Here is a 26919-nt window from a genome sequence, read left to right on the forward strand (position 1 = left end):
ACAGATGACCAGATTTCCGATTGTCACAACCGGCGATAACGTCACCCGACAGGTTCTGTCTGACCATCCTGATCTGATGGTTGTAGCCTTCCGCTTTGCAGCGGAAGGTGCGGTCGGGGCACTGCACAGCCACCCGCATGTGCAATCGACCTATGTGGAAAGTGGGCGCTTTCGCTTCACGCTGGGCGATGAACAGCGAGAGGTCGGCCCCGGGGACAGTTTTGTCATCCCTTCCGGGCAAGAGCATGGCTGTGTCTGCCTGCAACCGGGCACATTGGTCGATTGCTTTACACCGCGCCGCGACGATTTTCTTTAACAATGGGGGCAGCTGACATGCGGTTTCTTGCAATCGGCGAATGCATGGCAGAGCTGGCCCCGGCCGATACGGAAGGGGAGTATCGCTTGGGCTTTGCAGGTGATACTTTCAACACCGCATGGTATCTGGCACGCATCCGACCGGCGTCCTCTGTCTCCTTCCTGTCCGCTGTGGGAGATGATGCCATTTCCGGCCAATTGCGTTCGGCGATTGTGGCTGGCGGCATCGACGACGGCCAAATCCGAACTCTGTCAGGCCTAACGGTGGGGCTATACCTTATTTCTCTCAAGGACGGAGAGCGGAGCTTTTCTTATTGGCGCGGGCAGTCAGCAGCGCGGCGCCTGGCAGATGATCCTTCATTTCTTGAACAGGCCCTGAAAGATGCAGACCTGATCTATTTTTCTGGGATTACCCTTGCGATTTTGGCCCCCGACGCCCGCATGCGCCTGATGGATGCAGTGCGCACAGCGCGGACTGCAGGCAAGACCATTGCGTTTGACCCGAACCTGCGGCCCCGTCTTTGGTCGGATACGACCGAGATGACGCAGACGATCATGCAGGCCGCTGCGGTCAGTGACATCGCGCTCCCCTCATTCGAGGATGAAGCGCATTGGTTTGGCGATACAGACCCCAAGGCAACAGCAGACCGCTATGCCGCGCAGGGGGTTTGCACGATCATCGTCAAGAATGGTGCCGAGGCCGTGTATTACAGCCATGGCACTGAAAGTGGCCTTGTCCCCGTGCCCCCCCTGACGGCCATTGTCGATACCACAGCCGCAGGTGACAGTTTCAACGCCGCCGCTCTGGCGGGCCTGCACGAGGGCAAACACATCACAGATTGCATCGCCGCGGCGTGCCGCTTGGCAGGCCTCGTGGTTCAGGGCAGAGGCGCGCTTGTGCCAGTAGATCCCATCCCCTTCGGGCCCTGACCACCGCGTTGCAAAGGAACAGCCAGATGCCGAACCCTCCCCCCGCCGACACGATGCCGCTGCTGCCCGAGACTCTGGCCCGCTTGGCACAGGCCAGCACAGCAACCATCGCAACGCTACTGTTCAAACGCGGCTATCACAATGCGTATGTGCAGGGGGTCACCCCCTTGGCACCGGGCAAACAGCCCATGGTCGGCCCTGCCTATACACTGCGTTATATACCTGCACGGCCCGATACCGACCCGCTGGATGCTTTTCGTGAGGCTGATCACCCCCAACGCGTCGCCATCGAGGAATGCCCAGCAGGCGCAGTGCTGGTGATGGATTGCCGAGGCGATGCCTCTGCCGCTTCGGCTGGGTCAATCTTGCTGACCCGGCTTGCCATTCGTGGGGCTGCCGGCGTGGTCACCGATGGCGGCATTCGCGACGCAGCCGGGGCTGCGGCTCTGGATATGCCGGTTTTTGCTGCAAAGCCTTCGGCCCCGACCAATCTGACCAAACATCATGCTGTGGATATCGGCCTGCCAATCGCCTGTGGCGGCGTCGCAGTCTATTCAGGGGATATCGTTTTGGGCGATGGGGATGGCGTGATGATCATCCCACGCCATCTTGCCAACGACCTTGCCGAGGAAAGCGAGGGGATGGAATTGTTCGAGACCTTTGTGATGGAAGAAGTCAGGCGCGGCGTACCGATCATCGGGCTTTACCCGCCAACTTACCCAGAGACTTTACTGCGGTTCAAGGCGTGGCAAACCAGCAGGGCCAGCTGACAGCGCGCCATCGCACCTATTGCACAGCCGCACGCGCGGCGCGGGCGATCACCAGTTCCTCGTTCGTGGGGATGACAAAGACCGGCACCTGGGCTGCATCGGGCGAAACACGGCCCAGATTTTCCGCATTGCGGGCAGGGTCAACCGCCACCCCCATCCACCCCAACCGGTCACAGATCAGTGCCCGGATCCCACGGGCATTTTCGCCGATGCCGCCACAGAAAATCAGCGCATCCATGCCCCCCATCGCCGCCGCCATCGACGCAATTTCACGCTGGCACCGCGCACAGAAATAGGCGATCGCATCCTGCGCCTTGGGGCTTTGCGCGGCGGCAAGGGTGCGCATGTCGTTGGACAGGCCAGACAGGCCCAACAGACCGGATTGCTTATACAGCAGGTCTGAAATGGCGGCGGCATCCATCCCTTGCTGATCCATCAGATACAGGATCACGCCAGGGTCGATCTGGCCGCACCGCGTGCCCATGGCAAGGCCATCAAGCGGTGAAAACCCCATGGTCGAGGCCATGGAACGCCCGCCCTCTATCGCGCAAAGCGAAGCGCCATTGCCCAGATGGGCCACCACAACCCGGCCCTTGGCCAGATCGGGGGCGATGCGAGCGAATTCACCCGACACATATTCATAGCTTAGCCCATGAAACCCATAGCGCCGAACGCCCTGATCGTAAAAGCGCTGCGGCAGGGCATAGGTATCGTTGACCCAAGGGTGGTTGCGGTGAAAGGCCGTGTCAAAGCAGGCCACCTGCGGCACATCGGGAAAGCTGGCGATGGCCGCACGAATACCCGTCAGATTGTGTGGCTGATGCAAAGGCGCAAAGGGTGACAAGCGGTCAAGCTGATCAAGAACCGCGTCATCAACAATGGCAGGTGCCGCGAAATCGGCCCCCCCATGAACCACCCGATGACCAACGGCCACCAGATCAAGATCCGGCCATTGGCCCCGAAAGCCATCAAGCACCGCATGCATCGCGCCCAGATGGCTGGTCAGATCGCCACTGGCCGGCAGGGCCGCACCGCTGCCCATCTTCAGGGTGATCTGCGCTTCGGGGCCGATCCTGTCTACCAGACCCACCGCCAGCGGCGCGTCGCCCTTGGCTGGAAACAACGCCACTTTCAGCGAAGATGACCCGGCATTCAGCGTCAGAACGGCCCGCGTCATCCCCGTGCCCCACTGGCAAAATGATGCACCGCTGCCACGGCGCAGGATGCAAGCCGCGACATGGCACTGTCAGACCGGCTGTTCAAAATCACCGGCACCTTGGCCCCCAGCACAAGGCCCGCGCTTTCGGCATGGCTCATAAAGGCCAGTTGCTTGGCCAGCATGTTGCCGGCATCAATATCTGGCACCACCAGAATATTGGCGCGCCCCGCAACCATACCCTTCAGCCCCTTGGTGCGCGCAGCCCCCATATCCACAGCGTTATCCATCGCCAAAGGCCCTTCGACCAACCCACCGCTGATCTGGCCACGATCCGCCATTTTCGACAAGAGGGCGGCATCAATCGACGATTGAATGGCCGGGTTCACCGTTTCCACGGCCGACAACACCCCGACCCGCGGCTCCATTCCCAAGGACAGGGCCAGATCGATGGCGTTCTGGCAAATATCAACCTTGGTCGCCAGATCAGGGGCGATATTGATGGCCGCATCTGTCACCATCACCGGTTCAGGCTGGCCCGGCACATCCATCACGAACACATGGGTAAAGCGTCGCCCCATCCGCAGCCCTGCCACCTTGTCAAGCATGGGTTTCAACAGATCTTCGGTGTGCAGATGGCCCTTCATCACGGCAGCGGCCCGGCCCTCATTGACCAACGTGCAGGCAAGGGTCGCGGCACCAATGTCGGTCGGGCAGTCGATGATTTCGATCCCCGTCAGGTCAGCGCCGATGTCAATCGCAGCGGCGCGGATGCGATCCGCCATCCCGATCAGGATGGGGGTGATGATGCTTTCACGCATCGCCAACAAGGCCCCGTCCAACGATTTGGCATCATCGGGGCAGACCACGGCTGTAGGCAAGGCGGGCAGCGGGCGGGCCCTTGCCAGCAGGGCCTCAAAGTGCCGATGGCGTTGAACGATCAGTCCGGGCAGATCAAGCGCATCGCAATCAAATTTGGCAACGGGTGCATCCACCACCGCTTCGCCCGTCAAAATCACGGAATCATCCGCAACGCGGCGCACCGTGGTAGACAGCCGCACGGCGCCGTCAGGCAGTTTTTCCAGCACTTCCACCCGGCAGATCAATTCCTCGCCCGCATGGGCGCGGGCATGAAAGTTCAGCATCTGTTGCCGATACAGGGTTCCCGCCCCCGGCAGTTGCATTCCCAAAACCGCAGAAATAAGCGAGGCCACAAACATACCCGGCGCCACGCGCTCGGTCTTGCCATCGCCATCCAGATCGCTGTCGGTCAGATGCATCGGGTTATGATTGCCTGACGAAACGGCAAAGACATACAGATCATCCTGCGTGATCAGGCGGCGCTGTTCCGCCACATCTCCGACAGCCAGTTCGGTGAATGTCTTGTTCACGATGCGCATCGGCCCAACTCCTGATCGTTTCGCCCCCGGCACCGGAACGGTCAATGCCCCGACTGTCAAGGGCCACCACTGACCCAGTTCGCCGATTGGCCTGCCCCCTGGCCAACCGATGCGGAATTCATCGGCGGTGTGCAAAGGCTGTGGGCCACTTCGCAAAATTGCAAGCGGTTGCGAAAACTATTGCAACCGGTTGCAAGAATGGCATGATTGTGGTTATCCTGAGTCGCCGGGCGGGTGAGGGCCTGTGCTTCAAGATAAAACGACGCAACTGGGAGGTTACGATGACATCAATGATCAAGAAGGCGGCACTGTTGGCGACAGCGGCCGCAATGCCGATGATGATGGCCACCACGGCATCCGCCGAAGGCGAACGCTATGTGCTGGTCAGCCATGCGCCCGACAGCGACAGCTGGTGGAATACCATCAAGAACGCCTTGGCCCTGGCGGGCGAGCAGATGGGCGTAACCGTCGAATATCGCAACCCCCCGACCGGCGATCTGGCCGATATGGCCCGCATCATCGAGCAGGTGGCAGCCTCGAACCCCGATGGCATCATCACCACCCTGTCAGACCCCGATGTTCTGTCTGGCCCGATCCGCGCCGCCGTTGATGCGGGCATTGATGTGGTCATCATGAATTCCGGCACGCCCGATCAGGCGCGCGCCGTGGGGGCGCTGATGTATGTTGGCCAGCCCGAATATGACGCGGGCCTTGCCGCTGGCATGCGGGCCAAGGGCGATGGCGTGACCTCGTTCCTGTGCGTGAACCACTACATCTCGTCGCCATCTTCGACCGAGCGGTGCCAGGGCTTTGCCGATGGTCTGGGCATCGAGTTGGGCAATCAGATGATCGACTCGGGCCAAGACCCGTCGGAAATCAAGAACAAGGTCATGGCCTATCTGTCGGCCAACCCCGACACCGACGCGATCCTGACGCTTGGCCCCACCTCGGCCGACCCGACGCTGCTGGCGCTGGAAGAAAACGGCATGGCAGGCGACATCTACTTTGGCACCTTTGATCTGGGCGAAGACATCGTCAAAGGCATCAAGGCAGGCGTGATCAAGTGGGGCATCGACCAGCAGCCCTTCTTGCAGGCCTATCTGCCGGTTGTGGTCCTGACCAACTATGATCGCTACGGCGTTCTGCCGGGCAACAACATCAACTCGGGGCCGGGCTTTGTGACCGCTACGGCGCTGGAAAAGGTCGAAGCCTTCGCTGGCGAATACCGCTGATCGTGAATGAACCGGGGCGGCCAGCCAATCTGGCCGCCCTTCTTTTTTCGACATCCCCGGTTTCACGAGGCCAACATGTCTGACACCCCAACCCAATCGCACACGGACGAGCGGATCAAGACCCGTTCCCGCCTGCGCGAGTCTCTGATCCGCCCCGAACTTGGCGGCATGATCGGCACCATCGTTGTTTTTGCGATGTTCTTTCTGTTTGCCTCGGACAGCGGCATGTTCAGCAGCCAGGGCGTGATGAACTGGAGCCAGGTTTCCGCCCAGTTCATGATCATCGCCGTGGGGGCGTGCCTGCTGATGATTGCCGGGGAATTCGACCTGTCGGTCGGGTCGATGATCGGCTTTGCGGGCATGATGATCGCGATCTTTTCGGTGACGCTGGGCTGGCCGATCTGGGTGGCCATCCTGATCACCTTTTTGGTCTGCACCCTGATCGGGGCGCTGAATGGCTACATCGTCGTTCGCACGGGCCTGCCCAGCTTTATCGTTACGCTGGCCTCTTTGTTCATTCTGCGCGGGTTCACGATCTTTTTCCCCCAGACGATCGAGCGCAAGACCATCATCGGCGGCATTTCCGATGCGGCCGTGGGTGATTGGCTGGCCCCCCTGTTTGGCGGCAAGATCCTGACGGGCTTGTTCGTCTGGCTGGGCGAAAACGGGCTGATCGCAACTTTTGACCGCGGCAGCCAACAGGGCAAACCGGTGGTTGATGGTATTCCGATGCTGATTGTCTGGGCGCTTGCTCTTGTGGTGGTCGGGCATATCGTGCTGACGCGCACACGGTTTGGAAACTGGATTTTCGCCGCTGGCGGTGATGCACAGGCGGCCAGCTATGCCGGGGTGCCGGTGAACCGCGTCAAGATTCTGATGTTCATGTTCACCGCCTTTTGCGCCACCGTCTTTGCCACCTGTCAGGTGATCGAATTCGGCTCGGCCGGGGCGGACCGTGGGCTTCTCAAGGAATTTGAGGCGATCATCGCCGTGGTCATCGGCGGCGCGCTTTTGACAGGGGGGTATGGGTCGGTCATCGGGGCTGCCCTTGGCGCGCTGATCTTTGGCGTGGTGCAGCAGGGGCTGTTCTTTGCCGGGGTCGAAAGCTCTTTGTTCCGGGTGTTTCTGGGGGTGATCCTGCTGTTTGCCGTGATCCTGAACACCTATGTCCGCCGCCTGATTACCGGAGAACGATAAGATGCACACACGCGCTCCTCTTTTGCGGATGAAGAACATCGAAAAGCACTTCGGCGCCGTGATCGCGCTGGCAGGCGTGTCGATCGATATTTATCCGGGCGAATGCCACTGCCTGCTGGGCGACAATGGCGCCGGGAAATCGACCTTCATCAAGACGATGTCCGGTGTTCACAAACCCACCAAGGGCGAAATCCTGTTCGAAAACAAACCGATGCACTTCGACAAGCCGCGTGACTCGATCAATGCGGGCATTGCCACGGTTTATCAGGATCTTGCCATGATCCCGCTGATGTCGGTCAGCCGCAACTTCTTTATGGGCAACGAACCCCTGCGCAAGGTCGGGCCATTCCGGTTCTTTGACCACGCCCATGCCAATGACGTGACCATGGATGAGATGCGCAAGATGGGCATCAACCTGCGCGGGCCCGATCAGGCCGTGGGCACCCTGTCCGGCGGAGAGCGGCAAACCGTTGCCATCGCACGGGCCGTCTATTTCGGGGCCAAGGTGCTCATCCTTGATGAACCCACATCCGCCTTGGGTGTGCGCCAGACGGCCAATGTGCTGGCGACCATCGACAAGGTGCGCAAACAGGGTGTGGCGGTGGTGTTCATCACCCATAACGTCCGCCATGCGATGGCCGTGGGTGACAGCTTTACCGTGTTGAACCGTGGCCGGACCCTTGGCACGGCGCAACGCGGGCAGATCACGCCGGAAGAGTTGCAAGACCTGATGGCCGGCGGGCAAGAGTTGGCAGAACTGGAAGGCAGCTTGGGCGGCACCGTCTGATCCCCCGCCCCACGCAGCAAGACCGCACTTTTGCGCCACCCGGATCACGCACAGGCTGTGCCGCGATCCGGGTGGCCTGCTTTCTGGCCTTAGTCGCGGAATGCAGCGGTAAGCTCGGGCGGCAGGTCAAACTCGGCCAATGCCCTTGCCCGCCCCTCGGCCGACATCTTGCGTGCAGTCTTTTCGACGATGTCCTGCACCGCCAGCGGATCCTTGCCTTGGGCGAAACCGGCAAAATACCACCGCAGAAACGTAAAGCAGATCACATCTTCCAGCGCCTGCACCTCGTCGTCGCGCTTTAGCGCCTCTTTGCGCAGCAAGACACCGACGCGCGCGCAATCTTCGGGGCCAAAACCCGCATCGGCCATGATGCCCGCCACCCGTTCCCCATGCCGCCGCCCCTGTTCGCGCCGCCAGGCCAGATACCCTTGCTTGCCCTGCGGATAATCCGCGCGCGGCAACAGCCAGCGTTCCACATGCTGACCTCGCGCAGCGATCTGCAACACCGGGCTGGCCTTTGGAAACAGCCGCGCCAGTTCCACACTCATCCGCTCGCCATACACCAACGCAGCCGGGCGCCCGTCCTCTTGCCCCGGATCGGCGGCATTTGCGGCATCAATCGCCTGCAAGGCCCGGGCCAAAGCACTGTTCGCGGAAAAAGTGTCAGTCATCATCTGCCCCTGATGGTCAAAGCTGTGCCTGCCCGTCAACCGGCGGCAATGGTCCCCAGCCTTAGCATGGAAACCCACGTCACCAAACCATTTGGCATCGAAAGACGCTGCCCGTGCCCGCCAAAGCGGGCATGGGTGGCGCATGGGCCTAGGCCGTCACAATCCGCCGCGCCGCCAACCAGCTGAACAAAGCCATGCCACCGGCACAAGCAAGGCACAGCGGCAATCCCCCAATCTGAAAGCTGAGGCCCGAAATCAACGTGCCAATCAACCGCCCCGCCGCATTGGCCATGTAATAAAAGCCAACATCACGGGTGATCTGCCGGGCCGACCCAAAGGCAAGGATCAGATAGGAATGAACCGAGGAATTGATCGCAAAGACAAAGCCAAACACCAACAGGCCCACCACCAGCACCCCCGTCAACCAAGGCGCGGGCCCACCAGCAACGGTTGCGGCCACGGCCAAGGCAAAGGGGATCGGCACCAACAACCCTGACCAAAGCACCGCTTTGCGCACCATCTGATCCTCGGGCTGGGTGCGCGCGCCCAACAGACGCGGGGCAAGGGCCTGAACCGCCCCATATGCAATGATCCAAACCGCCATGAAGCCACCCACCAGAAAAAACGCCTCGCGCCGGCCTTCGGCGGTGCCATCAGACAGGACTGACTGGAAATACACAGGCAGGCCCACGACAAACCAGACATCCCGCGCACCAAACAGAAACATCCGTGCCAGTGACAGCCGGTTTACCCGCGCATCCGGCGACCGCCAGCCCCCCCAGGCCTCGTCTGTCTTCATGCGGCCCGGCAGGCCCGCGGGCAAGAACAGCACCACCGCCAACAGGATGGCAGCCAGAACCGCGGCCATACCCCAGACAGCCGCCTGAAACCCGGCCAGCCCCAGCAAGGCCGCGCCAAGGAAAAACCCAAGCCCCTTGACCGCATTCTTGGACCCGGTCAGATATGCCACCCAGCGAAAAAGCCCCCCCTCGGCCGCGGGCGCCAACAGCTTGACCGCTGATTTTGAAGACATCTTGGCCAGATCCTTGGCCACCCCAGACACACCCTGCACGGCCATCACGAAAACAACAGAGGCCACAACCGTCCAACCTGGGTCAAGCTGGGCCAGGGCCACCAAGGCCCCGATCTGCAAGACCAGCCCCGCATACAGCGTGGCGGCCAGCCCAAACCTTGCCGCCAACCAGCCCGCAGCAAGATTGGTCACGATGCCCGCAAATTCATACAGCAGGAACAGCCAGGCCAGTTGCACCGGCGAAAAGCCAAGGCCGTTGAAATGCAGCAAAACCAGCATCCGCAAGGCACCGTCTGACAGCATAAAGGCCCAATAAGCCGCCGTGACGGCAGCATAGGCACGCAAAGGATTGGGCTGGGTCATGGTCTGGTCCTTGATCGCGCTGCGCTTTGCCGGGCGGAGGCCGGGGGCCAGCCCCCGGACCCCCGGGATATTTATGAACAGATGAAACGCGGCTAGAGCGTTTTGGAAACCATGCGGACGATATCGGCCAGACGGCAGGCATAGCCCCATTCATTATCATACCAGGCGTAAATCTTGACCTGTGTGCCGTTGATCACCATGGTTGACGGCCCGTCGATGATCGACGACCGCGGGTCATTGGTGAAATCACACGACACCAAAGGCCGTGTTTCATAGCCAAGAATCCCGTTCAGCGGGCCCTCGGCGGCGGCTTTGAACAGGGCATTCACTTCCTCGGCCGTGGTTGGGCGCTCCACCTCAAACACACAGTCGGTCAGCGAGGCATTCAGCAAAGGCACCCGCACCGCATGGCCGTTCAGGCGGCCCTTAAGCTCGGGGTAGATCAGCGTGATTGCCGTGGCGCTGCCCGTGGTGGTGGGGATCAAATTCATCAGGGCCGAACGCGCCCGCCGCATATCCTTGGCCGGGCGGTCAACGATGGTCTGGGTGTTGGTGACATCGTGGATTGTGGTGATCGACCCATGCTTGATGCCCAAGGACTCGTGGATCACCTTGACCACCGGGGCAAGGCAATTGGTGGTGCACGACGCCGCCGTGATCAGCGCCTGCGATCCATCGTAAAGCTGATGGTTCACGCCATACACAAGGTTCAGTGCCCCGCCATCCTTGACCGGCGCGCTGACCACCACCTTTTTCACCCCCGCCGCATAATAGGGGGCCAGTTTGGCGGCGGTCTTGAACACCCCGGTGCAATCGATCACCAGATCGACGCCCAGTTCAGCCAAGGGCAGCGCATCGATGGTTTTTTCATGGGTCAGGCGAATGCTCTGGCCGTTCAGAACCAAGGCATCCGGGGCATGGCCCACCGGGGTGCGCCAGCGACCATGCACGCTGTCGAATTCCATCAGCAAGGCATGCTGCCCAGCATCGCCCATCGGGTCGTTCAGCAATACGATCTGGCCGGCGGCGCCCGTGTCGATCAGATCGCGAAGCACCAGTTTTCCAATCCGGCCAAGGCCGTTCAGCGCAATACGGGGCATGGGACTTAGCCTTTCTTCGGGGTGGGGGCATCGTTGCCGATGGCATCGACGCGGGTTTGCAGGGACAGGCGGTTCAAGCTGTCGAACGGCAGTTCAACAAAGGCCTGAATCCGGCGCCGCAGGGCAGCATAGGTTTGCGCGAAAACCAGCGCCTTTTCAGCCTCGGTGCCTGTGGCCTTGACCGGGTCGGGCAGGCCCCAATGGCCGGTGATTGGCTGGCCGGGCCATGGCGGGCATTCTTCGGCGGCGGCGGTGTCGCAAACGGTAAAGACGAAATCCATCACCACGGACTCGGGCTGCTGAAATTCCGAAAGATGCTTGGACCGCAGGGGTGCCACGTCATGGCCGTTGCGGCGCAAAATCTCGATCGCCATCGGGTTCAGTTCAGAATTTGGCCGGGTGCCGGCGGAATGGGCGCGGAACCTGCCTTGGCCAAGGTCGCGCAGCAATGCCTCGGCAAAGATCGAGCGGGCGGAATTGCCCGAGCAGATGAACAGCACGTTGTAATCATTTTGCGCCATGGGGCGTTCCTTTTCGGACGACATGAGAGGGGCAAGCAGATCGGGCCGGGCGCGGCCCACATCCAGGGCCAGAAAGCCGATCAGGGACTCGGCCGTGGAAAGATCGACGGAATAGAACAGCGACCGCCCCTGCCGCACCACATTGCACAGCCCCGCAGCCGACAGATCGGCCAGATGGTGTGACAGTGTGTTCGGCTTTAACCCAAGCGCCGCCGCGATTTCGGTGGGGCGCACCCCTTGCGGGGCAAAGCGCATCAGCAGCCGGAAAACGGCAAGCCGGTCAGGGTGACCAAGGGTGGCAAAGGCATGGGCGGCGCGATTTTGTTCCATATTTCCCGATTAATGGAAATACGGGGCAGGGACCAGTGAAGTTTTTGTAACACGGCTGCCGTCAGTGCCAGTTTTCGACCAAGGCGCGCAGCACATCGGCCCGGCTGATCTGGCCCACCAGTCGGCCATCCTGCACCACAGGAAAGCGGCGAAAGCTGCTGGCAAGGAACTGCTCGGCCGCAGTCACCAGATCCGTCTCGGCGGCCAGCGTTTGCACCGAGCGGCTCATGAAGTCGGCGACGGGGCGACCCGATTCCTGAAAATAGGCGGCGTTCAGGGCGGCCCGCAGGCAATCTTTCTTGGACAACACCCCCACCAAGGCGCCCGCGGCATCCACCACCGGCGCGCCAGAAATCTTGCGGTGCAGCAATATCTCCATCGCTTGCAGAATATCCATCTCGGGGCGCAGGGTGACCAGATCGGCGGCCATGTAATCGCGCACACGCGGGCGGGCAAAGCGGGTCATGGGCCACCCCCTTGGCCCTTGCTCCTTTTGCAGGCCCCGCAGGCCGCCCCGGGCACGCAGGCCAGCCCCCCGCAAGACCCCCTGATCGGCGCGCGGCCAAAAATCACCCCCAGCGACAGGCCTGCAACGGCCAGAACCACAAGACAGAATGCGATCAGAAAACCCGCCATAGCCCCCCCTAAGCCGCATATCGGCGCGCAAAGTCGCCCGTCGCGATGGTCTGCACACCCCCGGCTTGGCGCAGCATGAACAGGGCTGCCAGACCGGCATCGCGCGCAAAAGCCGGGCCATGGTCGGCCCCCATGGCAAACAGTGCCGTTGCCAGGGCATCCGCCGTGCTGGCACGGGGCGCAAACACCGAAACCGAGGCCAAAGCCCCCGCCACGGGCTGCTGCGTGTGGGGGTCGATGATATGGCTAAATCGGCGGCCCGCCACGTCATAGCCATTGGCGCGGTCGCCCGATGTTGCCAAGGCTTCGCCGTTGATCACCACGCGCGCCTGCACGGCCTCGGCCCCCGGCAGGGGCCGTTCGATCGCGGCGCGCCATGGTCGGCCACTGGGATGGCGGCCTTGGGCCATCACCTCGCCGCCAAGTTCCACAAAGGCATCGGCATGGCCCAGATCGGCCAGGCGCGCCATGATCAGATCCAGCGCATGGCCCTTGGCGATGCCGCACAGATCCAGCGTCTGCGCCGGATGCGCCTTTTTTGCGGCGCCATCCACCAACGCCATGTCGGCAAACCCGCCCGCCGGCGGCGCTGTGAGGGGGCCAAAGCCAAACCGCCCGGTGATGCCGCCCAACGTGGGATCAAAGGCACCATCTGTCAGCGCCGCAATCCGCCTTGCCTCGGCCAAGGTGGCGCAGGTTGCGGGCGACAGGGGCATGGGCGCGGTGCTGTGCCATCTGTTAAAGCGCGACAGTTCCGACTGGGGGCGGTAGGGCGACATCAGCCCGTCTATCTGCTCGACAACCGCCATGACCACAGAAATGATCGCATCCGCATCGGCCCCTGCCGCCACCCTGACACGCCAGCCCGCGCCAAAAGCCGGGCCTTCGATCTGCAACACGTCGCTTGCCCCAGCCTGCGCGGGCGCGGCGCACAGCATGGCCCCAGACAGCAAAAGGAAACGGCGCCGGGTCAGTGTCATCGGGTCACCCTCCGAAGTCGTCGTTGAAGATGTGATCGGGGCTGACGCCCAGATCCTCTAGCATGGCCAGCACGGCGCGGATCATCATCGGCGGGCCGCACAGATAGTATTCACAGTCTTGCGGGGCCGGATGCGTGGCCAGATGGTTTTGCAAGGCCACCTGATGCACAAACCCGGTCGCCCCGTGCCAGTCATCCTCGGCCGCGGGGTCTGACAGCGCCGGGGTCCAGCTAAAGTTCGGGAATTCGGCACAGAGCTGGTCGAACTCTTTATCATAGAACAGATCAACCCGGCTGCGCGCACCATACCAAAAGCTTATCTTGCGGGATGTTTGCTTGCGCCGCAGCTGATCATGGATGATCGCCCGCAAGGGGGCCATGCCAACACCGCCGCCGATGAACACCATCTCACGATCACTGTCCTGCGCGGCGAAAGACCCAAAGGGCCCCGAGATCTGCACCAGATCGCCAATCCGGCGGCCAAACAGATAAGACGACACCAGCCCCGGCGACACGTCGGGGTGTTGCGGGGGCGGCAAGGCCAGACGGATCAGCAAGACGATCACCCCATCGCCGTCACTGGCGACACTGGCCATCGAATAGGCCCGCGATTGCGCCGTGGGGCTGTGCACCACCAGCCCCTGCAACCCCATCTTGGCCCATGCGGCCTGATGGGGGGGCGAAACCTCGTAATCGGCAAAGGCCTGATCATAGGGGGGGGCCTCGACCATGACAAAGGCCCCCGGCGTAAACCGGAAATCGGCCCCACCGGGCAGGCGCAGCACCACTTCGCGGATCAACGGGGCCACTGTGCGGCAAGAGACAACAGTGCATGCATAGCTTTGCGCCGACAGCATCGTTTCGGGCAATTGCACCGACAGCGCCTCGCGCAGCGTGGTCTGACAGGCCAGACGCACACCTGCGGCCAGCTCTGCCCGCGTCAGCAGCGCAGCCTCGGTCGGCAGCGCGGGCGGACAGCCGGTGCCCAAGGTGACGCGGCATTGACCACAGGTGCCAGCCCCCCCACAGGCCGATGGGATGGCAAAGCCCGCGTCGCCCAGAACCGTCAGCAGACGATCGCCGGTGCGTGCCGTCAGGCTTTGCCCCCCATTCACCTGCACCACCACCGGGCGCGATGGCACCAAAACCGCCCGCGCCATCAGCACCAGTGCCACCAGCACCAGAACGATGCCAACAAAGACCGCGCTGCCCAGAACGATGTCACTCATCCCGCGCCCACCCCGATCAGCGCGGAAAAGCCCATCGACATCAATCCGGTGACAACAAAGGCCAGACCCAATCCGCGCAGCCCCTTGGGCACATCGGCATAGCGCAGCTTTTCCCGAATGGCGGCAAAGGTGACAATCGCCAAGGCCCAGCCAATGCCACTGCCAAGCCCATAGGCCACACTCTCGGGCAGGGTCAGCCGGCGTTCAACCATGAACAGGCTGCCCCCCAGGATTGCGCAGTTGACGGTGATCAGCGGCAGAAAAATGCCAAGGCTGCGGTGCAGGACCGGGGCGAACCGATCCAGCGCCATTTCCAGAACTTGCACGATGGCCGCGATCACCCCGATGAACGAGATCAGCTTGAGATAGGTCAGATCAACCTCGGGCAGGCCCGCCCAGGCCCAGGCCCCCTCGACCAGCAGCCCCTGAAAGATCAGATGGTTTACCGGCACCGTCACCGTCTGAACCGCGATCATCGCCACACCCAGACCAAGCGCGGTATCCACCCGTTTCGACACCGCCAGAAAGGTGCAGATGCCCAGAAAGAAGGTCAGCGCCAGATTTTCCTGCAAGATGGCGCGAAAGAAGATGTCGGTCATGGCCGGGCCTCCTCGGCCGGGGGGGCCACGGGATAGGCATTCGCCTCGACCTGATCAGGGCGCAGGCTGCGGATCAGCCAGATCATCCCCCCGATGATGAAAAACGCACTGGGTGCCAGCAGCATGAACCCCAGCGGCGTGAACCAGCCACCCTCGCTGGCCAATGGCAAGACCTGCACCCCAAACAACGTGCCGGCCCCCAACCCTTCGCGCAGGGTGGCCACGGCCAGCAGGATGATGCCATAGCCAAGCCCGTTGCCCAGACCATCCAGCACACTGGGCCAGACGGGGTTGCGCATGGCAAAGGCCTCGGCCCGGCCAAGAACGATGCAATTGGTGACGATCAGCCCGACAAAGACCGAAAGCCGCTGGCTGATGTCATAGGCAAAGGCACGCAACAGCTGATCCGCGACAATCACCAGCGCGGCGATGATGGTGATCTGCACCACCAACCGGATCGCCGATGGCAAGTGGTTGCGGATCAGGCTGATCGCCGCCGAGGCGACCATAAGCACCGCCGTCAACGCCACAGCCATGGTCAGCGCCGTATCCAGAGCGGTGGTCACGGCCAGGGCCGAACAGATGCCCAGCATTTGCAGCGTGATCGGGTTTGCATCGATCAGCGGTGCGGTCAGGTGGCGCAGGTTTGATCCGGCCATTCTATTGCCCCCCGGCTTTCAACTGATCAAGAAAGGGCCCAAACCCCTGCGGCCCCAGCCAGAACCGCACAAGATTGGCAACCCCGGTGGCCGAGCGTGTGGCCCCCGTCAGGCCATCCACCTCGGTTTCTGCACTTGCCGCGCCACGCACCACAGTGATGCTGATGGCACCATCGGCATCGCGCAGCGTCTTGCCCGCCCAGCTTGCCTGCCACGCCGGATCGGTCACGCGCGACCCAAGGCCCGGCGTCTCGCCCTGTTCGTAAACGCTCAGTGCTGCGACCGTGACCAGATCGCTGTGCAAGGCCAGATAGGCCCGGATCGTCGATTGATAGCCCGTGCCGTAAACCGGCAAGACCACCAGCGCCAACCCGTCGCGCCCCTGCAAAAGATAGGCCGGGGCATGGCTGGGGCGGTGGCCGATGCGGGCGATATCCTCGTCGGCACTCAGGGCCAGCCCCTGCGCCGTATCGGTCTGCACCGCCAGATAATCAAAGCTCGCGGCCTCCACCGCAGGGTCGATCTGGCCGCTGTCCAGTGCCACGACAACCGCCTCTAACCGCTCCGCCCCGCTGTCGCGCAAAATGGCCTCTAGCCCCGGCAGGCGGGCCATCATCGCATCAAGGCTGGCCTGACGGGCAGCGGCTACATGGGCCTCTTGCCTTGGCTTCAGCGCAACAGCCGTGGCCGAAACCGTCACAGCCGCAACCAGTGCCACCAGAAAGGCCACACCCATCGCCTTGACCGGGCTGTCATTGGGCATGGCCAGAAAGCGCCGCCACAGGGCCAGGGCGGAAAGGTTAGCCATGATGCTGACGCCCTTTGCGGTAGCGAACATTGGCGGCAATCACCATCTGGTCGATCAGCGCGGCAAAAACGCTGGCCAAAAGGGCCGCAAAAACCACCGGGGCCAGTGCCCCCACCCCCGCCGCGCCCGCGCCAAGCACAGCCACCAGCGCCCCGGCCAAGCCGCCGTAGACCCACCGCCCGACATTGGTGCAGGCCGCAGCCACCGGATCTGCGATCAGGAACACCAGCCCAAGGGCCAGCGTGGCACTGGTCAGCGCGGCCCAATCCGGCGCGGGCTGCAGCGCCATCAGCGCCGCCAGGCCAAGGCCGAACCCCAGCACCACCCGTCCCGAGATCAGCCCCAGCAGCAGCAGAACCGCCCCGCCCAAGCCCGCGCCAATAGCAACGCCAAGGCCGGGTTGGCCCGCCGTTGCGCCGGGAAATGAAAACAGCAGAAAGGCAAGCGCGACAACCGCCGGGTTCACAAACCCCCGCCCCCGCGCGCCAAAGATCAACCCGCCCAGAACCAAGCCAAAGCTAAGCGCCACCCCCTGTTGCCACAGCGGCACGGCACCGGGCAGCATCAGCACAAATACCAACGCCGGCACGATCATGTCCCACGCCAAAGGCTGGCCGCGCAGCCGCGCAAACATCCCGGCCCAAACGGCCCAGACACCCAAGGCCAAGGCCACCGGCCCGATCATCGCCCCCCCACGCTCGGCCACGGCCATCGCCAAGGCAGGCAGCAGCGCAAGGGCCGTGACAGCCGTGATACGGTTCGCCTCCCATCGCCAGACCGGGGTGGTTTGCACCATCGTCATGCCCGCACCTCTTGCGCCAGGCTGCGCAACACGCGGCGCAACATTGCACCGTAATCGCTGCCCGAGGGGCAGAGCGCGCCAAGACTGGCAACATCCTCTTCCAGCAGTTCCAGACAGCCCAACCGCTCGGCCGTTTCCACATCGCCACAGGCCAGTGCCCGCATCAAGGGCGCAGGCAGGATGGCAAAGGGGAAGGCGCGCTCAAACGACTCCAGCGGCAGCATCGCCGCCCCCTTGGCCTGCGGCAACCGGGCCAACAGGCGCTTCCAGACCGGCAGGCGCTGATCAGCGGCGGCGTCATCCAAATGCAGATCATACCGGCCCAGACAGGGCTGTGACGCCCGGTCCAGCACGGCGCCCAGGGGCAGCACCACCGGCCCCTGCCCCGCCCGCGTCACCACGCGGGTGCCCATGATCTGCCCGCAGGCCAACAGATGCCCGATCGCCACCACATCCTGCGCAGTGGCCTGCCAGACCATGCGCTGGCGCGATACCGGCATCATCCGGTGGATCATCGGCCCCGCCGCCCTCGACGGGCCAGAAAAACGGGCAAGGCGCAGCCGGTCATCCTCGGGCAGCAGCGGCGGGCCGGGGGGCTGACACAGGATCAGCGGCCCCGGCGTCAACAGCTTTAGCGCCGCCATCCCACGGTGCAGCAACTCGGTATCCAGCAGCCGCGGATCGGCCATGGCCGCGATCACGAAAATGGCCGCCGGGCTGGCATCCGGGTCAGGCAAATGGCCAAAGGGACGGGTCCGAAAGCTGGCCCAAGCCCCGGCCTGCTGCAACAGCCGCCGCAATCCGGCACCATCATCCTGGGGCACCAGCGTATCAAACCGCCGTGCGGCGTCGCTGTCTGCCTGAACGGCAATGTCAATCCGGGCCAACCTGCGCCGCGCACCAAAGCTGATGTGGCTGACCCTGCCAGCCACGGGGCTGACCAGACAAATCTCTGGTCGCGCCCTGTCATGACACAGGGCCTGCCCCGCCAGCACCTTGTCGCCCTCGGCCACCCGCAAATCAAAGATCACATCCGGGTAATCGCGGGCCAGCACAGCCACACAGCGCACCGCGCCGTCCGGCCGCACTTCGGCTGGCCCCACATCGGCTTGCGTCATGCCCGGCATCAAGGGCGCATCAAACCGCTGGTGTCGATGTCGGCCATTGTGGCCAGATCTTCCATGCTGTCGATCAAAAGCTGCGTGGCATAATGCGGGTTATGGGCATAGGCCCCGTGATCCTTGCCGACAAACTGGTAATTATAGGCCGCTTGCAGCAAGCGCAGTGTCCAGCTTTGATAGGCATTGGGAAACACCGCTTCGGCAGCATCGGCCACCCCATCAGCGTTCAGATCGTTGAAAAAGTAGGGATAGGCATCCACCGAATAGGCAATCGGCTTGCCCACCACCTGCGCCGCATAAGCCATGATCGCCCCATTCAGCCGCCCATGCAGCGTATCGATAACCACCCCGATCCCGGCGGCGGTATTGCCATCGCCCAGAATATCAACGGGCGTGGTGCGAATGGCACTGAACTCGGCCGCGCCCTGGTGGCAGGTGGTGCAGCTTTCCAGCTTGACCTCTGTGTCATGCGCACCATGACAACTGACACAACTGTTCAGCCCCTGCACATGGCCAAAGGGCCCGGCATAAACCTTGCCATCATATTGAAACCCGCCCCGCACCTCGGCACCCAATTGGGTCGAGGCCGCCGCAGCATAGTGGATGTTGATAAAGCGCAGGTCGGGCGCAACCGTATCAGGCGCAAGCGCACCGACAGCAGCCGTCACCCGATCCATCGAACTGCGGCCCTGATGGCAAACCGAACACACCGCCGAGGACGAGTCGTTGCTGACCACCTGCCCATTCGGGAACAGAACTTCGGTCAGCGCCTTGGCCCCGTCGCTGTGGCAGGCGGCGCATTCGACCGTGGTGCCAATGGGCACCGAATGATCAATCACACCAGCCGATGTCTGCGGCGCCGACAGGTAATCAACGATCCCCGTGGTCGAGTGGCAAACGGCGCAGGTGCCCGGAATTTCGGCCTCGGTATCCCAGTGCCGAAAGGCCTCGGATGTAGAATCAGCATGGGGCGAGGCCAACCAGGCCCGCAAGATCGCCTCGTCATGGGCCGAAGGGCCAGTTTGGGCCAGTGCGGGCTGCACACCAATCGCAAGACAGAAAATCGCCAATGCCCCGAGAGAACTATACCGCATGGATTGGTGCTCCTGTGATGAAATGCCGCAATACTGCAACCGTAGCAGGAAATCTCCCAACCGGCTTGACTCAGATCAATGGGGCGTGGATTTGGCTTCCGATACGCGCAAAACGCAGGCATTTATCATGCTGCTCTCTCTTGGCCGCACAAATTTTCGCAGGTGGCGTTGGTTGTTGCCACTCCTCAGGCCACACATTTACCCTGCACCCAAGCTCCCCGCAACACCGCCGCTGAGTGGCGGGTTGAAACGCGGATGACATCCGCCCGCGCCCCGACCAACATACGCCCCCGATCAGACAACCCGGTGGCATCTGCAGGGGCAGCGGTCACTGCGGCAAAACCGCGAGCCATATCCCCCCAAAGATCACCCAGCATCAGCGCCGCCGCCAGCAAGGACGACGGAACATAGTCTGACGAGACGATATCCAGCAGATCAGCCCGCGCCAGATCGATGGCCGCCACATTGCCCGAATGGCTTCCGCCCCGGATCAGGTTTGGCGCCCCAACCATCACCTTTATACCATGAGCATGGCAGGCCTGTGCCGCTTCGACTGTTGTCGGAAACTCGGCGAAATGCGCCCCATGGGCAGCCGAGACTGCAACCTGCGGTGCGGTTGTGTCATCATGACTGGCAAGTGTCGCCCCATAACGCCGCGCTTCGGCCACTGCTGTTGCCTCATGCAGGGCACCCACCCTGTCGCGCAGGCCGCGCTGACGGGCAACATGCTCCAGAAACTCGGCCTCGGACAAGCCCTGCTTGCCGCAGATATAATCGCGCAATTTGCTCAGATCACGAAACTGCCGCTCGCCGGGGGTGTGGTCCATCAGGCTGACAATTCCGATGCGGTCATCAGGACCAAACTTCGCCATTTCCGCAACCAGGGTTTCCGAACAGATCTCAGCCCGCAGGTGCAGGAAATGGCTGATCCGCAAGGCCCCCTCAGCGCGCAAGTCCAGAATTTCATTCGCAAGGGCGCGCGCATATTCGCCGTAGTTTGCCTTGGCCGTCGACACCACCGACCCCACGCGCAGCGCATCAAACACCGTGGTGATCCCGGTGCTGGCCAACTCACCGTCATGTGCCACGATCGCAGCGCGATGCGGCCAATTCACCCTCGGGCGCGGTTCGATATGGCGCTCCAGATTGTCGGTGTGCAACTCGATCAATCCCGGCGTGACCAGATCGCCCTCGCAATCCACCGCCCCCGGCGGCACGGCGCAACCTTGGTCGATAGCAGCGATCTTCCCCTGCCGCATAACGATCGATCCGGTCAGCACCTCTGTCGGCAGAACAAGGGTGGCATTCGCAAGGATCATCTCGGTCATCTGAATAGTTCCTGTATTGTGCTTGATGGGCAAGGCAGGTCAGATCGCATCAAACCGTCACACTTGTGTGACACTGCCCGTTTAGTTCACCACGATGGAAAAGATGCAGCGCTTCGCCGTTTACTTCGCCCCGAGAGAGGGCGCCTTTGCCACCCACGCTGCGGCATGGCTGGGCTGGGACGCGGCTTTGGGCAAGCCAGTGGCGCACCCAAAGCTTGCTGGCCTGCCCGCACCACTGGCCAACCTGACCGCAACGCCGCGCAAATACGGTTTTCACGCCACCATCCGCGCACCGTTCCGCCCGGTCGATGGCTTGACGGCAGGCCAAATCGCTCAGACCATCGCGGATCTTGCGCACAAACTGGCCCCCGTCACCTGCGCCGGGCTGCAGATCGAAAACCTGCACGGCTTTCTGGCACTTACCCCCATTGGCAGAGAAGCGGCGCTGCGGGATCTTGCGGCACAGGTGGTCGCGGGCACCAATGCCCTGCGCGCTCCACTTACCGCCACAGAGCGCGCCAAACGCCGGCCCGACCAACTGTCGCCCCGCCAACTGGCCCTGCTGGATCACTGGGGTTATCCCGGTGTGATGGAGGAGTTCCGCTTTCACCTGACACTGACAGGCCAGCTTGCCGCCGATCAGGTAGCGCAGGTCACGCAGGCTGCTCAGGTCCATTTCGGCCCGGTCCTGCCGCGCCCCTTTGTGGTTCAAGATCTGTGCCTGTTTGGCGAAGATGCCATTGGGCGGTTTCATCTGCTGCACCGCTATCCCCTGTCCGGCTGAAGCGCGGCCAGCAATCGCGCGATGCCGACCTCTTCACTGGCATCATTGATCACTGTCACCGCTTTGATTCCCGAGGGCAGGGCAAAGGCTGCACGACGCAGGCGCTGTTCAACATCAGCTGCCGTTTCGCGACCACGCGCTGCCAGCCGGGTGGCCAGAACTGCCTCGGGCGCAGTGATCAGAATAACCTTCAAATCTGGAAACGCCGACACGGCCTGCGGCAAAGCAAGGCGTGAACCGTTAAAGACCACAGGACCACGCCCGCCTATCTGATCGTGCGGAATGCCATAGCGCAGACCGTGTGCCTGCCAATCCAGCGCAAAGGCGCCCGCAGCCTTGCGGCGCGCAAACTCTGCCTCGCTTATCCCTTCGAACGGTTCGCCGCCCGCATGGGCGGGGCGGGTGATCACCCGGCGCACCAGCCGCAGATCAGGGCGTCGCGCGCAGGCCCCGGCCAAAAGCGTGTCCTTTCCCACCCCCGAAGGCCCAACCACGGCAAAGATCATCCCGCTCATCCCGGCGTAAAGGCGGTCACATCAACCAGCCGGTCACATACCCGCGCCCGCGCGGCGGAATCGTGAAAAATACCCAAAATCGCAGCCCCACGCGCCTTGGCCTCTTCAATCAGGGCCAGCACGACATCACGGTTCTCGGCATCAAGACTGGCCGTTGGCTCATCCAGCAACATCGCAGGAAAGTCATGGGCAAAGCCACGGGCGATATTCACGCGCTGCTGTTCTCCCCCTGAAAAGGTGGAGGGCGACAAGGCCCACAGCCGCTGCGGAATGTTCAGCCGGGCCAACAAATCGGCGGCTCGGGCCTGTGCCTGCTCTGGCCGCTGGCCCAGATGCAGCAGCGGTTCGGCCACCACATCCAGTGTTGGCACGCGTGGCACCACCCGCAGGAACTGGCTGACATAGCCCAAGGTCTGGCGGCGCAGATGAATGATCTGACGAGGCGTTGCACGGGTGACGTCGAGATCACCCACCAGTATGCGCCCACCCTCCGCAAGGTAATTACCGTGAACCATGCGCATCAGCGTGGATTTGCCTGCCCCCGACTGGCCAACCAGTCCGACACATTCGCCGTGCCGCACTGTCAGCGCCGCCCCGGCCATAACCGGAAGGAGAGCGCCACCCTGATTGTGCAGGGTAAAGCTCTTGGAGAGGTTTTCGATCTCGATCATGGCGTCAGACCTGCAACACAGAGGAAACAAGCAGCTGGGTGTAAGCGTGTTGGGGGTCATCCAGCACCTGATCGGTCAGGCCCTGCTCGACCACCCGACCCGACTTCATGACCATAAGCCGATCCGCCAACAGCCGCACCACGGCCAGATCATGCGTTACAATGATCACCGACAGGCCCAGATCGCGCACCAACCCGCGCAACAGATCCAGCAAACGAGCCTGCACGCTGACATCCAGTCCGCCGGTGGGCTCATCCATAAGCACCAGTCGCGGAGCCGTCACCAGATTGCGTGCAAGTTGCAGACGCTGCTGCATACCGCCCGAAAACGCGCTCGGGCGGTCATCGATCCGGTCGGCGGAAATTTCAACCCGCCCCATCCAATCCGTCGCCATGCTGCGGATATGGCCATAGTGGCGCGCCCCCACAGCCATCAACCGCTCACCAATGTTTCCGCCAGCACTTACCCCCATGCGCAACCCATCGCGCGGGTTCTGATGCACAAAGGCCCATTCGGTGCGCATCAACCGCCGACGATCGGTTTCTCCCATCGCAAGCACATCGCGCCCGTCATAGGTCAACTGTCCCCGATCAGGCGCGTGATGCCCGGCAATGGCCGTCAACAGCGTCGACTTGCCTGAACCACTTTCTCCGACAATTCCCAGCACCTCGCCGGGGAACAGATCAAACGATACATCCGCGCACCCGACGCGCGTGCCATAAGCTTTGCTCAGACCCTGCACCTGCAACAGTGGCTGGTCTGTAAAAGGGCTATGCGGGGTCATGCCATCACCTCATGTGCGCTCTGGTGAGCAAGCCGCCCCTCATGCCCCGCCTCTCGGCGAACCACACAGAAATCGGTGTCCGAACAGACGAACATCCGCGTGCCAACATCATCGGTGATCACCTCATCAAGATAGCTTTCCCCGGCCCCGCATAAATCGCAGGCATGCGGCGCTTTCGTGGGTTGAAAGGGGTGGTCGTCGAAATCTAGGCTGACCACTTCGGTATAGGGCGGCAGCGCATAGATCCGCTGTTCACGGCCGGCACCGAACAACTGTATGGCAGCCGAGCCCGAAAGTTTGGGATTGTCGAATTTCGGAATGGGCGAAGGGTCCATCACATAGCGCCCCTCAACTTTGACTGGATAGGCATAGCTGGTGGCAATCTGACCGTGCCGGGCAATGTCCTCATACAATTTGACATGCATCAGCCCGTATTCCTCCAGCTCGTGCATCTTGCGGGTCTCTGTCTCGCGCGGCTCCAGAAAACGCAGCGGTTCGGGGATCGGCACCTGATAGACCAGTATCTGGCCCGGGATGAGTGTCGCTTCGGGAATACGGTGCCGGGTCTGAATCACGCTTGCATCGCAAGTGTGCTCGGTCACCTCGACGCCTGCGGTGCGCTGAAAGAACTTTCGGATGCTGACGGCATTGGTGGTATCGTCAGCTCCTTGATCAATCACCTTCAGCCGGTCTTCGGGCACCAGACAGGCTGCCGTTACCTGCACCCCCCCCGTGCCCCAGCCATAGGGCATCGGCATTTCACGACTGGCAAACGGCACCTGATAGCCGGGAATGGCAATGCCCTTCAGAATGGCCCGGCGGATCATACGCTTGGTCTGCTCATCCAGATAGGCGAAGTTATAGGCATGCCCTTCGGTCATTCTGCGGCCTCCTTCAGCGGGTTGGCCTCGGCGCGCAGACGGCGGACCAGTTCAAGCTCGGATTGGAAATCGACGTAGTGGGGCAACTTGATATGTTCTAAAAACCCGGTCGCCTGCACGTTGTCACAATGATACAGAACAAATTCCTCATCCTGCGCCGGTGCACCGCTGTCCTCTTCGCCCAGCTCTTTCCAACGCAAGGCCCGGTCCACAAGGCTCATGGCTATGGCCTTGCGCTCTGACTGGCCAAAGACCAGCCCATAGCCGCGGGTGAATTGTGCGGGTTCGGTCCGGCTGCCCTTGAACTGGTTGACAGTCTCACATTCCGTCACCTCGATCTCGCCGATCTCGACTGCAAACCCCAGCTCGGTCAGCTCAAGCTCGACCGCCAAAACCCCAATCCGCAATTCCCCGACAAAGGCATGGGTCCGCCCATAGCCGCGCTGCGTGGAATAGGCCATCGACAGCACAAAACCCTCATCCCCACGGGTAATCGCTTGCAAGCGCAGGGCGCGGTCGGCTGGCAATTCCAGCGGATCACGCGTCAGATCAGGCGGTGGCGTGTTGTCATGCGGGGCCGCCTCAATCAGCCCGTCACGATCCAAAAGCCCGGTCACATGCGGCACCGGGCCCGGCGTCACTGGCGCCCTCGGGGCGGCGGGAACCTCCCCCTCGGCAGCCAGTTTGAAATCCAGCAACCGATGGGTGTAGTCAAAGGTCGGCCCCAGAACCTGCCCACCCGGCACATCCTTGAACGTGGCCGAAATCCGGCGATCCAACACCATCTCAGCTGTATTGATCGGCAGCGAGGCCCCAAGGCGCGGCAGCGTCGTGCGATAGGCGCGGATAAGAAAAATCGCCTCTATCAGATCGCCCCGCGCCTGCTTGATCGCCAAGGCAGCAAGATCGGGGTCATACAGACTGCCTTCGGCCATCACCCGGTTTACTGCCAGCTTCAACTGCTGCCGGATTTGCGACAGCGTCAGATCTGCCACCGACCGGTCGCCCCGCCGTTCTTCAGCCAACCAGGCATGAGCATTGTCTATCGCTCGTTCTCCCCCTTTGACGGCCACATACATCAGCGTTCCCCCACGTTGGTGGATCGGGGCACCCCCGCGATCTGCGACCTACAGGTCAGATAAAAATCAAAGCCCAAGGGGAAGCGCGCATGATTGGCCTGAAACAACGCCGGATCGGACAGGTTCAAATACGCCTCAGCCTGAATACCCGGCCCCGTCAACCGCACCCCCTCGGCCCGCAAGGCGGGCATTTCAATCAGCACCGTGGCCGAGCGGTCGGGATAATCCGGCTCACCCGGATGCAGACGCGACAGATACGTCGCGATCTCGGCCAACGGGCCATAGGCAAAGCGCGCCGAACTCAGATCGGGCGCATCAGCCGCCAGAACCGGCGCCCCGATGTGAAAGGCGATCCATCCCCGTAAGGCCGGGCTGTCGACACTGGCGCATAGAAAAACAGGCGTGGTGTCGTCGGCCAGTGTCAACAACGTGGTGCCCGCCGCAGCCGACATTGGCGCAGGTGGCCGCGCATCTGCCAGCCAATGCAGGCTGCCCGGTCGAGCCATCGCCTCAAGCAAAATGCGAAAGGCGCGGGCCGATTGCACCGGAAAATCGGCAAAGCCAGCCGAAAGCAGATCCTGGGCTTGGGATGTCATGCGTCTTCTCCACGCACCAAGGTAAAGAAATCAACCTTCGTCGCCGCCGCTTTTTCCGCGCGTGCCTGCCGGGTGGCAACGACTTCGGTGGCCAGCACATCCAGCACAGTGCGGCGCAGGTCCGGCTCGGCGGCGGTTTGCAGAAGCGCATCCAGCACCGCCGCACGGGCACAATGGGCGCGGTCACGGCCCTGCACATAGGCATGGCCCACCGTGCCATCAGCCAGTCGCACAGTGGCGCGGGTCACTGTCATTTCACCCAGATTGAACGGTGCTGCCGTGCCGCCGATCCTACCACGCACCATCACCGCCCCCACCTCGGGGCTTCGGATCACCTCATGCATGGGAAGATCGGGGAACAACGCCACCAACCGTGCCGGATCGGCCTTTGCCAACAGCGCCATCCAGATCTGGCGCGGGGTTTTCGCAGTCGCCTTTTCAGTGGTCATGCAGGCCCTCGACATCTTGCTGATTTGTCTAGATTACTATACAACTAGACAAATGCTTAGCCGAACGCTCTGCATCGCTCAACAAGACTGTTGTGAATTT

General features: G+C 62.4%; 30 protein-coding genes. 7 read left to right on the top strand and 23 right to left on the bottom strand.

Annotated features, from left to right (window positions below):
- Nucleotides 1-4 precede the first annotated feature (4 nt).
- The 3 genes from V3C85_RS17330 to V3C85_RS17340 are packed head-to-tail and all read left to right on the top strand — an operon-like array spanning nucleotide 5 to nucleotide 2015.
- A complete protein-coding gene (locus tag V3C85_RS17330; RefSeq protein WP_331796665.1) occupies nucleotides 5-316 on the top strand; it encodes a cupin domain-containing protein in 312 nt (103 codons plus the stop codon).
- Between the two features lie 17 nt (nucleotides 317-333).
- A complete protein-coding gene (locus tag V3C85_RS17335; RefSeq protein WP_331796666.1) occupies nucleotides 334-1245 on the top strand; it encodes a sugar kinase in 912 nt (303 codons plus the stop codon).
- 26 nt (nucleotides 1246-1271) lie between these two features.
- On the top strand, nucleotides 1272-2015 hold the full coding sequence (locus V3C85_RS17340; protein WP_331796667.1) for a ribonuclease activity regulator RraA: 744 nt from the start codon (nucleotides 1272-1274) through the stop codon (nucleotides 2013-2015).
- Nucleotides 2016-2031: 16 nt separating this feature from the next.
- Here the strand turns inward: V3C85_RS17340 and V3C85_RS17345 are convergent, their stop codons facing one another.
- Nucleotides 2032-3192: an acetate/propionate family kinase gene (locus V3C85_RS17345; protein WP_331796668.1), complete on the bottom strand. Its 1161-nt coding sequence runs from the start codon at nucleotides 3190-3192 to the stop codon at nucleotides 2032-2034.
- Nucleotides 3189-4571, bottom strand: coding sequence for a bifunctional enoyl-CoA hydratase/phosphate acetyltransferase (locus V3C85_RS17350; RefSeq protein ID WP_331796669.1), 1383 nt, complete (start codon nucleotides 4569-4571; stop codon nucleotides 3189-3191). Before V3C85_RS17350 ends, V3C85_RS17345 begins: the two co-directional genes overlap by 4 nt.
- A gap of 281 nt (nucleotides 4572-4852) precedes the next feature.
- On the opposite strand from V3C85_RS17350, the gene V3C85_RS17355 reads away from it, so the two are divergent.
- From V3C85_RS17355 to V3C85_RS17365, 3 genes are all read left to right on the top strand, one after another.
- Nucleotides 4853-5803, top strand: a complete 951-nt coding sequence (locus V3C85_RS17355; protein ID WP_331796670.1) for a sugar ABC transporter substrate-binding protein — start codon at nucleotides 4853-4855, stop codon at nucleotides 5801-5803.
- 75 nt (nucleotides 5804-5878) lie between these two features.
- Complete coding sequence (locus V3C85_RS17360) at nucleotides 5879-7000, top strand: ABC transporter permease (protein WP_331796672.1); 1122 nt, start codon at nucleotides 5879-5881, stop codon at nucleotides 6998-7000.
- A 28-nt stretch (nucleotides 7001-7028) separates the two neighbouring features.
- Nucleotides 7029-7787 (top strand): ATP-binding cassette domain-containing protein, encoded by a 759-nt coding sequence (locus V3C85_RS17365; protein WP_445942037.1) that lies wholly within the window; start codon nucleotides 7029-7031, stop codon nucleotides 7785-7787.
- 89 nt (nucleotides 7788-7876) lie between these two features.
- Here the strand turns inward: V3C85_RS17365 and V3C85_RS17370 are convergent, their stop codons facing one another.
- The 14 genes from V3C85_RS17370 to V3C85_RS17435 form a co-directional block, all read right to left on the bottom strand.
- Nucleotides 7877-8458: a DUF4202 domain-containing protein gene (locus V3C85_RS17370; RefSeq protein WP_331796675.1), complete on the bottom strand. Its 582-nt coding sequence runs from the start codon at nucleotides 8456-8458 to the stop codon at nucleotides 7877-7879.
- A 148-nt stretch (nucleotides 8459-8606) separates the two neighbouring features.
- Complete coding sequence (gene arsJ, locus V3C85_RS17375) at nucleotides 8607-9854, bottom strand: organoarsenical effux MFS transporter ArsJ (RefSeq protein ID WP_331796677.1); 1248 nt, start codon at nucleotides 9852-9854, stop codon at nucleotides 8607-8609.
- A gap of 92 nt (nucleotides 9855-9946) precedes the next feature.
- Nucleotides 9947-10954 carry an ArsJ-associated glyceraldehyde-3-phosphate dehydrogenase gene (locus V3C85_RS17380; RefSeq protein WP_331796679.1) on the bottom strand — a complete coding sequence of 336 codons (1008 nt, stop codon included), beginning with the start codon at nucleotides 10952-10954 and terminating at the stop codon, nucleotides 9947-9949.
- A 5-nt stretch (nucleotides 10955-10959) separates the two neighbouring features.
- Entirely contained in the window at nucleotides 10960-11805 is an 846-nt protein-coding gene (locus tag V3C85_RS17385; protein WP_331796681.1) for an arsenate reductase/protein-tyrosine-phosphatase family protein, read from the bottom strand.
- Between the two features lie 61 nt (nucleotides 11806-11866).
- Nucleotides 11867-12271 carry a CBS domain-containing protein gene (locus V3C85_RS17390; protein WP_331796683.1) on the bottom strand — a complete coding sequence of 135 codons (405 nt, stop codon included), beginning with the start codon at nucleotides 12269-12271 and terminating at the stop codon, nucleotides 11867-11869.
- A gap of 178 nt (nucleotides 12272-12449) precedes the next feature.
- Nucleotides 12450-13421 carry an FAD:protein FMN transferase gene (locus tag V3C85_RS17395; protein WP_331796685.1) on the bottom strand — a complete coding sequence of 324 codons (972 nt, stop codon included), beginning with the start codon at nucleotides 13419-13421 and terminating at the stop codon, nucleotides 12450-12452.
- A 4-nt stretch (nucleotides 13422-13425) separates the two neighbouring features.
- Nucleotides 13426-14649: an NADH:ubiquinone reductase (Na(+)-transporting) subunit F gene (gene nqrF, locus V3C85_RS17400; protein WP_331796686.1), complete on the bottom strand. Its 1224-nt coding sequence runs from the start codon at nucleotides 14647-14649 to the stop codon at nucleotides 13426-13428.
- Nucleotides 14646-15248: an NADH:ubiquinone reductase (Na(+)-transporting) subunit E gene (gene nqrE, locus V3C85_RS17405; protein ID WP_331796688.1), complete on the bottom strand. Its 603-nt coding sequence runs from the start codon at nucleotides 15246-15248 to the stop codon at nucleotides 14646-14648. Before nqrE ends, nqrF begins: the two co-directional genes overlap by 4 nt.
- Entirely contained in the window at nucleotides 15245-15907 is a 663-nt protein-coding gene (locus V3C85_RS17410; protein WP_331796690.1) for an NADH:ubiquinone reductase (Na(+)-transporting) subunit D, read from the bottom strand. The genes nqrE and V3C85_RS17410 overlap by 4 nt, the downstream gene beginning before the upstream one ends.
- 1 nt (nucleotide 15908) lies before the next feature.
- Nucleotides 15909-16715 carry an NADH:ubiquinone reductase (Na(+)-transporting) subunit C gene (nqrC, locus tag V3C85_RS17415; protein ID WP_331796692.1) on the bottom strand — a complete coding sequence of 269 codons (807 nt, stop codon included), beginning with the start codon at nucleotides 16713-16715 and terminating at the stop codon, nucleotides 15909-15911.
- Nucleotides 16708-17517, bottom strand: a complete 810-nt coding sequence (locus V3C85_RS17420) for an RnfABCDGE type electron transport complex subunit D (RefSeq protein ID WP_331796694.1) — start codon at nucleotides 17515-17517, stop codon at nucleotides 16708-16710. Before V3C85_RS17420 ends, nqrC begins: the two co-directional genes overlap by 8 nt.
- Nucleotides 17514-18635 (bottom strand): hypothetical protein, encoded by a 1122-nt coding sequence (locus V3C85_RS17425; RefSeq protein ID WP_331796696.1) that lies wholly within the window; start codon nucleotides 18633-18635, stop codon nucleotides 17514-17516. Before V3C85_RS17425 ends, V3C85_RS17420 begins: the two co-directional genes overlap by 4 nt.
- An 8-nt stretch (nucleotides 18636-18643) precedes the next feature.
- Nucleotides 18644-19732 (bottom strand): polyheme membrane-associated cytochrome C, encoded by a 1089-nt coding sequence (locus tag V3C85_RS17430; protein WP_331796698.1) that lies wholly within the window; start codon nucleotides 19730-19732, stop codon nucleotides 18644-18646.
- A gap of 185 nt (nucleotides 19733-19917) precedes the next feature.
- Nucleotides 19918-21060 carry an alpha-D-ribose 1-methylphosphonate 5-triphosphate diphosphatase gene (locus V3C85_RS17435; protein WP_331796699.1) on the bottom strand — a complete coding sequence of 381 codons (1143 nt, stop codon included), beginning with the start codon at nucleotides 21058-21060 and terminating at the stop codon, nucleotides 19918-19920.
- 103 nt (nucleotides 21061-21163) lie between these two features.
- Here V3C85_RS17435 and V3C85_RS17440 point away from each other — a divergent pair, with 103 nt between their 5' ends.
- Nucleotides 21164-21844, top strand: a complete 681-nt coding sequence (locus tag V3C85_RS17440; RefSeq protein WP_331796700.1) for a DUF1045 domain-containing protein — start codon at nucleotides 21164-21166, stop codon at nucleotides 21842-21844.
- Here the strand turns inward: V3C85_RS17440 and phnN are convergent.
- From phnN to phnG, 7 genes are read right to left on the bottom strand one after another with little or no spacing between them, the layout of a single operon-like run.
- A complete protein-coding gene (gene phnN / locus V3C85_RS17445) occupies nucleotides 21826-22359 on the bottom strand; it encodes a phosphonate metabolism protein/1,5-bisphosphokinase (PRPP-forming) PhnN (RefSeq protein ID WP_331796702.1) in 534 nt (177 codons plus the stop codon). The genes V3C85_RS17440 and phnN overlap by 19 nt on opposite strands.
- The gene (phnL, locus tag V3C85_RS17450) at nucleotides 22356-23030 is read right to left on the bottom strand and encodes a phosphonate C-P lyase system protein PhnL (protein WP_331796703.1); all 675 of its coding nucleotides are present in this window, start codon (nucleotides 23028-23030) and stop codon (nucleotides 22356-22358) included. Before phnL ends, phnN begins: the two co-directional genes overlap by 4 nt.
- A gap of 4 nt (nucleotides 23031-23034) precedes the next feature.
- Nucleotides 23035-23814 carry a phosphonate C-P lyase system protein PhnK gene (phnK, locus tag V3C85_RS17455; protein WP_331796704.1) on the bottom strand — a complete coding sequence of 260 codons (780 nt, stop codon included), beginning with the start codon at nucleotides 23812-23814 and terminating at the stop codon, nucleotides 23035-23037.
- The gene (locus V3C85_RS17460; RefSeq protein WP_331796705.1) at nucleotides 23811-24695 is read right to left on the bottom strand and encodes an alpha-D-ribose 1-methylphosphonate 5-phosphate C-P-lyase PhnJ; all 885 of its coding nucleotides are present in this window, start codon (nucleotides 24693-24695) and stop codon (nucleotides 23811-23813) included. Before V3C85_RS17460 ends, phnK begins: the two co-directional genes overlap by 4 nt.
- Complete coding sequence (locus V3C85_RS17465) at nucleotides 24692-25774, bottom strand: carbon-phosphorus lyase complex subunit PhnI (protein WP_331796707.1); 1083 nt, start codon at nucleotides 25772-25774, stop codon at nucleotides 24692-24694. Before V3C85_RS17465 ends, V3C85_RS17460 begins: the two co-directional genes overlap by 4 nt.
- A complete protein-coding gene (phnH, locus tag V3C85_RS17470) occupies nucleotides 25774-26370 on the bottom strand; it encodes a phosphonate C-P lyase system protein PhnH (protein WP_331796708.1) in 597 nt (198 codons plus the stop codon). The genes V3C85_RS17465 and phnH overlap by 1 nt, the downstream gene beginning before the upstream one ends.
- Nucleotides 26367-26819, bottom strand: coding sequence for a phosphonate C-P lyase system protein PhnG (gene phnG / locus V3C85_RS17475; protein ID WP_331796709.1), 453 nt, complete (start codon nucleotides 26817-26819; stop codon nucleotides 26367-26369). The genes phnH and phnG overlap by 4 nt, the downstream gene beginning before the upstream one ends.
- Nucleotides 26820-26919: the final 100 nt, after the last annotated feature.

The organism is Pseudotabrizicola sp. L79 (assembly GCF_036553525.1).
GTDB lineage: Bacteria > Pseudomonadota > Alphaproteobacteria > Rhodobacterales > Rhodobacteraceae > Pseudotabrizicola.

Coding starts and splice junctions, on each gene's coding strand:
- V3C85_RS17330 (WP_331796665.1), top strand. CDS start 5: ATGACCAGATTTCCGATTGTCACAACCGGCGATAACGTCACCCGACAG.
- V3C85_RS17335 (WP_331796666.1), top strand. CDS start 334: ATGCGGTTTCTTGCAATCGGCGAATGCATGGCAGAGCTGGCCCCGGCC.
- V3C85_RS17340 (WP_331796667.1), top strand. CDS start 1,272: ATGCCGAACCCTCCCCCCGCCGACACGATGCCGCTGCTGCCCGAGACT.
- V3C85_RS17345 (WP_331796668.1), bottom strand. CDS start 3,192: ATGACGCGGGCCGTTCTGACGCTGAATGCCGGGTCATCTTCGCTGAAA.
- V3C85_RS17350 (WP_331796669.1), bottom strand. CDS start 4,571: ATGCGCATCGTGAACAAGACATTCACCGAACTGGCTGTCGGAGATGTG.
- V3C85_RS17355 (WP_331796670.1), top strand. CDS start 4,853: ATGACATCAATGATCAAGAAGGCGGCACTGTTGGCGACAGCGGCCGCA.
- V3C85_RS17360 (WP_331796672.1), top strand. CDS start 5,879: ATGTCTGACACCCCAACCCAATCGCACACGGACGAGCGGATCAAGACC.
- V3C85_RS17365 (WP_445942037.1), top strand. CDS start 7,029: ATGAAGAACATCGAAAAGCACTTCGGCGCCGTGATCGCGCTGGCAGGC.
- V3C85_RS17370 (WP_331796675.1), bottom strand. CDS start 8,458: ATGACTGACACTTTTTCCGCGAACAGTGCTTTGGCCCGGGCCTTGCAG.
- arsJ (WP_331796677.1), bottom strand. CDS start 9,854: ATGACCCAGCCCAATCCTTTGCGTGCCTATGCTGCCGTCACGGCGGCT.
- V3C85_RS17380 (WP_331796679.1), bottom strand. CDS start 10,954: ATGCCCCGTATTGCGCTGAACGGCCTTGGCCGGATTGGAAAACTGGTG.
- V3C85_RS17385 (WP_331796681.1), bottom strand. CDS start 11,805: ATGGAACAAAATCGCGCCGCCCATGCCTTTGCCACCCTTGGTCACCCT.
- V3C85_RS17390 (WP_331796683.1), bottom strand. CDS start 12,271: ATGACCCGCTTTGCCCGCCCGCGTGTGCGCGATTACATGGCCGCCGAT.
- V3C85_RS17395 (WP_331796685.1), bottom strand. CDS start 13,421: ATGACACTGACCCGGCGCCGTTTCCTTTTGCTGTCTGGGGCCATGCTG.
- nqrF (WP_331796686.1), bottom strand. CDS start 14,649: ATGAGTGACATCGTTCTGGGCAGCGCGGTCTTTGTTGGCATCGTTCTG.
- nqrE (WP_331796688.1), bottom strand. CDS start 15,248: ATGACCGACATCTTCTTTCGCGCCATCTTGCAGGAAAATCTGGCGCTG.
- V3C85_RS17410 (WP_331796690.1), bottom strand. CDS start 15,907: ATGGCCGGATCAAACCTGCGCCACCTGACCGCACCGCTGATCGATGCA.
- nqrC (WP_331796692.1), bottom strand. CDS start 16,715: ATGGCTAACCTTTCCGCCCTGGCCCTGTGGCGGCGCTTTCTGGCCATG.
- V3C85_RS17420 (WP_331796694.1), bottom strand. CDS start 17,517: ATGACGATGGTGCAAACCACCCCGGTCTGGCGATGGGAGGCGAACCGT.
- V3C85_RS17425 (WP_331796696.1), bottom strand. CDS start 18,635: ATGACGCAAGCCGATGTGGGGCCAGCCGAAGTGCGGCCGGACGGCGCG.
- V3C85_RS17430 (WP_331796698.1), bottom strand. CDS start 19,732: ATGCGGTATAGTTCTCTCGGGGCATTGGCGATTTTCTGTCTTGCGATT.
- V3C85_RS17435 (WP_331796699.1), bottom strand. CDS start 21,060: ATGACCGAGATGATCCTTGCGAATGCCACCCTTGTTCTGCCGACAGAG.
- V3C85_RS17440 (WP_331796700.1), top strand. CDS start 21,164: ATGCAGCGCTTCGCCGTTTACTTCGCCCCGAGAGAGGGCGCCTTTGCC.
- phnN (WP_331796702.1), bottom strand. CDS start 22,359: ATGAGCGGGATGATCTTTGCCGTGGTTGGGCCTTCGGGGGTGGGAAAG.
- phnL (WP_331796703.1), bottom strand. CDS start 23,030: ATGATCGAGATCGAAAACCTCTCCAAGAGCTTTACCCTGCACAATCAG.
- phnK (WP_331796704.1), bottom strand. CDS start 23,814: ATGACCCCGCATAGCCCTTTTACAGACCAGCCACTGTTGCAGGTGCAG.
- V3C85_RS17460 (WP_331796705.1), bottom strand. CDS start 24,695: ATGACCGAAGGGCATGCCTATAACTTCGCCTATCTGGATGAGCAGACC.
- V3C85_RS17465 (WP_331796707.1), bottom strand. CDS start 25,774: ATGTATGTGGCCGTCAAAGGGGGAGAACGAGCGATAGACAATGCTCAT.
- phnH (WP_331796708.1), bottom strand. CDS start 26,370: ATGACATCCCAAGCCCAGGATCTGCTTTCGGCTGGCTTTGCCGATTTT.
- phnG (WP_331796709.1), bottom strand. CDS start 26,819: ATGACCACTGAAAAGGCGACTGCGAAAACCCCGCGCCAGATCTGGATG.